We start from the raw sequence: 6891 nt of genomic DNA, 5'->3' as shown, positions 1-6891 counted from the left end.
CTTAGTGGAATACCGAGCCGAAGACCCCAATGTGCCAATCAAGCGCATCCATAAGATGTCGGTAGCCCAGGCCCGGCGCGAAATGGCGGCAGTAGGCTTAGAACTGGCAGATACGGTAGAAACCTTGCCTCAGCAGCACCTGATGTTTTTTCGGCGCGCCCGCTAGCAGTTTCTTAGCTGATAATAGCCCGATGCGCAACTATAGTAGACGCGCCTAGCCCCGCCTGCTTCTTAGGCTAGACTTGTGCTCCATTTAGAGGGCGGCCGTACCTTTGTGGCATGTCCGTACCAGCCATTCCCGATCCGCGCCAGCTTTCCATCCACGACTTCACGTACGAGCTGCCTGCAGAGCGTATTGCCCCAGAGCCCCTCCCCGACCGTGACCAGTCGCGTTTGCTTTACTACCAGGGCGGTACCATCCACGACCAGCAATTTCAGGACTTACCCTCCCTCCTGCCTCCCTCTACGCTACTTGTGTTCAATGACACCAAGGTGGTACGGGCCCGCTTATTTGCCCAAAAGCCTACCGGCGGAATAGTAGAGCTGTTTTGCTTAGAGCCCGTAGCACCGCACCGGGCCATTGAGCCCGCCATGCAACAAACAGGCAGTTGCGTGTGGAAATGCTTAGTGGGTAATGGCAAGCGTTGGAAAAGCGGGGCCGTACAGCTGGAATTTGCAGTGCAAGGCCAGTCGGCTACCCTGACTGCTGAACGCGTTGAACACGGTGAAGGCTACGCGCTGATCCGGTTCAGTTGGGAGCCTGCTACCCTACCTTTTGCGGAAGTGCTGCGAGCGGCGGGTCATTTACCTCTACCTCCCTACCTCAACCGTGCCGATACGGACGTAGACGCCGTACGATATCAGACTGTGTATGCTGCGCACGAAGGAGCCGTAGCAGCGCCTACTGCCGGGCTGCACTTCTCAGAAGCAGTACTAGCCGAGTTGCGCGCGCGCCACATAAGTAGTGCCCGCGTTACGTTGCACGTGGGCGCTGGCACCTTTCAGCCCGTGAAGGCGGCTCAAATGGCTGAGCATCCCATGCACGGGGAGCCCATCAGTGTGACAGCAGCCACACTACGTCAGCTGTTAGCCCATCTCCCTGCGCCTATCATTCCCGTAGGTACTACCAGCCTACGAACTTTGGAAAGCTTGTACTGGCTAGGAGCTCACTTGGCCCAGCATCCCAATAACCCAGTATGGCACGTACGCCAGTGGCAGCCCTACGAAGCCGCTACCGAAGTTTCTGCCGCCGAAGCACTAACTGCCTTACTGCATCATTTAGAGGCAAACGGGGTAGAAGAACTGCACGCTACCACGCAGCTACTTATTGCTCCGGGCTATCAGTTCCGGCTTGTGCGAGGGCTGGTTACAAACTTTCACCAGCCTGAAAGTACCTTGCTGCTTTTGGTAGCCGCCTTAGTGGGCCCCACTTGGCGACAGATCTACGAGCACGCGTTAACCCACAACTACCGTTTTCTGAGTTACGGCGACAGTTCGTTGCTCCTACCCTAGCGGATTATGCAGGCCGGGCAGTTCATATAAACTTCATGACATGAGGTAGTTCTTGGGTAAGTATATTTCACCAACCACCAAGTACGGCGGCTTCTCACAACTTATTTCGAGAGGCGCGTATAAGGCTCAGACTCACTTCCCATTTGATTCTTTCCCATGAAAAAGATAGTAATGCTTGCCGCCGCCGTAATCTTCTCGACGGCTGCTTTCGCCCAGGGCGATAAAACCACCGTTCGTGACGATGCTACGGGTGCTAAAACCACAGTAGAAGAGCGCGACAACGGCACTGTAAAAGTAGAATCTCGTTCGGGCCGTACTAAGGCTGGCCAAAAGGCTTACAATACGAAAGAGGACGTAAAGCACGCTGGCAAAAAAACTGGCAGCGTGGTGAAGAAAGGCGCTCAGAAGACCGGAAAAGCCGTTAAGAAAGGTGCCAAAGCAGTGAAAAACAAAGCTGAGGACGTAGTAGACTAATCTACCCCTAGTAGTTACAAAAAAGCCCCGTTGCGGTATGCAACGGGGCTTTTTTATGCACCTGTGATTGAGAAAATTACTGTCCTACAATAAACACTGCATTACCGAAAAGCAGTTTACCGCCTTGCCAAAAGGCCCGGAACAAGGGATTATCACCGAGGTATACTACTTGGCCACGGCCCATGTCCTGCGTACCGAGCACAAACGTATCGGTGAGGACGCGGCGAGCCTTACGGCCGGTGAACCCGGAGGCATAGCTGTCCTTCTTCAACACACCTACGTTCCACCCACCTTCGGGCATAAAGCGGTAGTTCAAGGGGTCACGAATAAGGGCGTAGTAGGTGCTGCCGTACCCGAATGCCAGAGGGTGCGTGTTATCTAGTTGCACGCGGTACACGCTGCCTTGCACTTGCTCGCTCAACCGTTCGCGCTCCGAATCGGCGTAGCGGCGTAGGCTGGCGTAGGGAGACGCTTTTTTGGCGGCTGTGCTATCAGTTGGTTTCGTTTTTAGCAGGAAGTCTTTGCGCCCCGCTAAGAAGCGCGAGGCCCCTTCCAGAGCTATCAACCGCCCCCCGTTCCGCACCCAAGTCTTAATGCTTTCGAGCGTACGTTCCGGCAGAATATCCAGGTAGTTGCCGTCGGGCAGAATCAACACATCAAAGCGCCCCATAGGTACGCTGTTGAAATAATCCGTACCCAAGACCGTAATGGGGTACTGAAGCTGCTGCTCGAAGAAGTGCCATACCTCACCAAATGCGCTGGCATCGACGCCGGGGCCGGCCAACACGGCTACTGTGGGCTGCTTCAGGGGGCGCACGGAGCGCGAGCCTAGGTCGCCGCCGCTGGTAGAGAAGCCCGATTGCACCGCCTGCACCGCCACGCCAGCTGAGTCGGCTTGGGTGCGTACTAGTTGATCGAAGCGGGCACCAAGGCTTTCATTGCCCGTGCGAGTGATAATGAGAGTACCTCGCTGGTACTGCTTTCCCTCAGTTTCAAAGGGCTCATCAGCTACCCGTACTTTCACACCCATCTGCTGCAAACGACCCAGAAAACGAACATCAGGCAGGCTGTTCCAGCGGGCTAGGTAGGCATAGGGTTTGTTGGCTGTCGAGGCTGTGTTGCTGATAGCAGCTGGCTGGTTTTTGGCGTTTTTGGGGGCTACCCCTGCAGCAGGCAGTTGGTCCTTCAGAGCATATCCTTTCAACCCAAAAGCATACGGCAACGACCACGCCGTGAGGTCATAGGTTAGAGAATCTTCGAGAGTAGCTTGTGGCTCGAACAGCACCTTGATCAGCGTCGATTTGGGCTGGTACATGCTAATCACCACGTCTTGCGGCTCCAGCTGCACGGTTTCAGTTTTGCCAGTGGCATAGTTGAAGCCTGTACGCTTGCTGCGCTTGGTAGCGTACCCGTACTTAATCTGCTGCCGGTCGAGGTATTCGGTAAGGGCCCGAATCTGGCCGGGGTCACTGCTCCCCGCCAGCACGAACGACTTATAGTCGCCTTTAGGCTTAGTACGGGCTGTGGTGTAGAAGTTCTGAAACTCGCGCACTAGTTCCTCGTGGCGGTCGGCGGCAGCTTGAATGGTAGCTAAGCTAGTAGCATGGTGATGAGCAATGCGCTGCGTCAGAGTCAGCGTATCGCCATCGGTTTTGATATACTGCACGCCAGCAGGACCACCACCGCCCTGCTCGTAAGTCATGCCAATGGCGCCGTTGAAAGAAGGCCACGTGTCGCCGTAGAAAGGAGCAAAGAGGTCGTAGGTTTCGCGGGTGAAATACAGCCAATTGTTTTTATCGAACACCTGCCGGTTATAGTCGCCGATAATGTTCTGAAACTTACGCTGCCAAGGAGTAAGGTCGGCGTGGAACGGGCGGGCCGCTGGTGAGAAGTAGTAAGGATTATTTGGCCCCATCTCGTGAAAATCGGCGTGCACCTGCGGAAGCCACTGGTTGTACACCGTAATGCGCTGGCGGCTTTCCTGCTGGGTTTGCCACGCCCAATCGCGGTTCAGGTCGAAATAGTAGTGGTTGTAGCGCCCACCGGGCCAGGGCTCTCGGTGCTCCCAGGCATACGGTGACGCATTGGCCTGCTGATTCCGGACGCGGTTGTACCACTGCGCATACCGGTCGCGGCCATCAGGATTTACGCAAGGGTCCACAATGATGACCAAGTTCCGCAGCCACTGCTGCATCTGTTCATTCTGGGGGTTTGCCAGGTCGTAGAGTACCTGCATCACCGCTTCCGATGACACGGCTTCATTGCCGTGCACATTGTAGCTGAGCCATACCACCGCTGGCTTGGGACCCTGGGCGTTACCTTGCTCTAGCCCGGCCAGGCGCATGTTGTCGCGGCGCAGATCATCCAAACGGGCCATGTTTTCAGCAGAAGCTACGAATACCAGCTCTAGCGGCCGATTTTCATAGGTTTGGCCGTAGCGCTGCAGCTTCATCCGGCCGGGGCCATGCTGTACTACGTGGTCTACGTAGCGCAGTAGTTCGGCATGGGGAGTGAAGCGGGCGCCTAACTCATAGCCGAGAAACTGTGCGGGTGTGAGAAGCGGCCCATCGGCAGAGGACTGGGCAAAGAGGGACGGCGCCCAAAGCAGCAGCAAGAGCAGCCAGCTGGCGCGGAAACGAGAAACTAACACGGGCAAGAGTACAGGTTTGACAGAGAAATCCTGCGGAAAGGTGAATGTCAAAGAAAGCAGAAAACCTTGATTTTACAGCACTATATTGCCTTTTTGCAGCAATTGAGCTACTCGTCATCAATCGTGGCCTAGCCGGCGGGGGCTTGTTTAGCAGCATCCTCTATCTTGCTAATAAGCGCTGTAGTTGCGCGCCCCCTCTTCTATTCGCGTACCTTCTATCCTCCTTCCAATGTCGCACTCTTACTATCGTACCGCTCTAGTGGTAGGCCTAGGCCTCGCCTTGGCAGCTTCGGCACGGGCACAAAGCCCCGTTTCATATCCTCTACCTTCTGAGGCAGATAAAGCACAACTCAGCCAGCTACTAGCCGACACGCTATACATTCAGCAGCACTATACCAAAACGGAATATCAGATTCCGATGCGCGATGGAGTGAAGCTATATACGGTAGTGTATGCGCCTAACGACGCCAACAAGGTACGGTATCCCATCATGCTCAACCGCACGCCCTATGCCGTAGGGCCATACGGCACCGGCAAGTACAAGAAGGTCTTAGGGCCCAGCAGTACCATGCTGCACGAGGGCTACATCTTCGCGTACCAGGACGTACGCGGCCGCTACATGTCGGAGGGGCAGTTTGTGGATGTGCGCCCGGAAAAGGATACCCACAAGGGCAAGCAGGACATCGACGAGGGAACCGATACGTACGATACCATTGAATGGCTTCTCAAGCATGGCCCGAAGAATAATGGGCGGGTAGGCCAGTGGGGCATTTCCTACCCCGGTTACTACACGGCCACGGGCCTCCTGAGTCGCCACCCAGCGCTGAAAGCTGCCTCGCCCCAAGCCCCAATTGCCGACTGGTTCTGGGATGATTTTCACCACAATGGGGCCTTTTTTCTACCCCACGCTTTCAATTTCCTGGCCTCCTTCGGGCTAGCTCGCCCCCAGCCCACGCCAACCGGCAACCCCGGCTTCAAGCACGGCACGCCCGATGGCTACGACTTCTTTCTGCAAATGGGGCCGCTAAAAAATGCCGACGCCAAGTACTACCAGGGCAAAGTGGCCTTCTGGAATGAAATGGCCCAGCACCCAAACTACGACGAGTTTTGGCAAGCGCGCAACCTACGCCCCCACCTCAAGAATCTTAACAGAGGCACGGCCGTCTTAACGGTCGGTGGCTTTAATGACGCCGAGGATCTGTTTGGCGCCCTGAAGACATATGAGGCCATTGAGAAGCAAAACCCAGGCATGCGCAATGGCCTAGTCATGGGTCCTTGGGTGCACGGCGGCTGGGCCCGCGGTACCGGAGAGTTAGTGGGCAATGCGGCCTACGGTGAATCCCCTTCCCTGTACTACCAGAAGGAAATTGAGGCCCCTTTCTTTAAGTCCTATCTTAAGGATGGCAAGCCCGCCTCTACTCCCGAGGCTACTATCTTTGAGGGCGGCACCAACCGCTGGCGCACATTTGCTGCCTGGCCGCCCACGGCTGCCGAAACCCGGACTCTGTATTTCCAGCCTCAAGGTCGTATTGGATTTGAGCAGCCAGCTGCAGGCGCCGAATTTGATCAGTACGTCAGTGACCCGGCCCACCCCGTTCCTTTTTCAGAAGCCACTACTGTAGGAATGACCCGGGAATATATGACCGACGACCAGCGCTTTGCCGCCCGCCGCCCCGATGTGCTCACCTACCAAACCGATGTACTCACAGAAGATCTAACCTTAGCAGGTCCAATTGAGGCCCTGCTCCAAGTAGCTACCACTGGTACTGATGCAGATTGGGTAGTAAAAGTTATTGATGTGTACCCCAATGACACGCCTGATAATGCTCGGTTAAACCCAATGGTGCACCTGGGCGGCTACCAGCAAATGGTGCGCTCAGAAGTAATGCGCGGCCGCTTTCGCAACAGCTTTTCAAAGCCCGAGGCGTTTGTGCCGGGCCAGGTAACCGCAGTTCCGTTCACTGTTCAGGACCTGTGCCACACCTTCCGCAAGGGGCACCGCTTGATGGTGCAGGTGCAAAGCACCTGGTTTCCATTAGTAGACCGCAACCCCCAAACCTTTGTACCCAATATCTTCGAGGCTGACGAGAAGGATTTTCAGTTAGCTACTCACCGGTTATATCACTCACCTCAGCACGCTTCTCAACTAGTAGTGAAAGTGCTGAAATAGTTGCAGTTCCACGCTACCTACTGTTTACAATCATAAAAGGCCCGTCTGCTGTAGCTGAATGGGTCTTTTATGATTGTAAACCTGC

4 protein-coding genes are annotated in these 6891 nt (G+C 55.5%); 3 read left to right on the top strand and 1 reads right to left on the bottom strand.

Annotated elements, in window-relative coordinates:
- The first annotated feature begins 279 nt into the window (after window positions 1-279).
- Window positions 280-1512, top strand: a complete 1233-nt coding sequence (locus VI25_RS02220) for an S-adenosylmethionine:tRNA ribosyltransferase-isomerase (RefSeq protein ID WP_045687826.1) — start codon at window positions 280-282, stop codon at window positions 1510-1512.
- A 156-nt stretch (window positions 1513-1668) separates the two neighbouring features.
- A complete protein-coding gene (locus tag VI25_RS02215) occupies window positions 1669-1986 on the top strand; it encodes a hypothetical protein (RefSeq protein ID WP_045687827.1) in 318 nt (105 codons plus the stop codon).
- Between the two features lie 76 nt (window positions 1987-2062).
- Here the strand turns inward: VI25_RS02215 and VI25_RS02210 are convergent, their stop codons facing one another.
- Entirely contained in the window at window positions 2063-4636 is a 2574-nt protein-coding gene (locus VI25_RS02210) for a M14 family metallopeptidase (RefSeq protein WP_152981456.1), read from the bottom strand.
- A gap of 229 nt (window positions 4637-4865) precedes the next feature.
- Here VI25_RS02210 and VI25_RS02205 point away from each other — a divergent pair, with 229 nt between their 5' ends.
- Window positions 4866-6806, top strand: coding sequence for a CocE/NonD family hydrolase (locus VI25_RS02205; RefSeq protein WP_055562227.1), 1941 nt, complete (start codon window positions 4866-4868; stop codon window positions 6804-6806).
- The last annotated feature ends 85 nt before the right edge of the window (window positions 6807-6891 follow it).

The organism is Hymenobacter sp. AT01-02 (genome assembly GCF_000961955.2).
Lineage (GTDB): Bacteria > Bacteroidota > Bacteroidia > Cytophagales > Hymenobacteraceae > Hymenobacter > Hymenobacter mucosus.
This window is presented reverse-complemented; position numbering and strand designations above follow the sequence as displayed.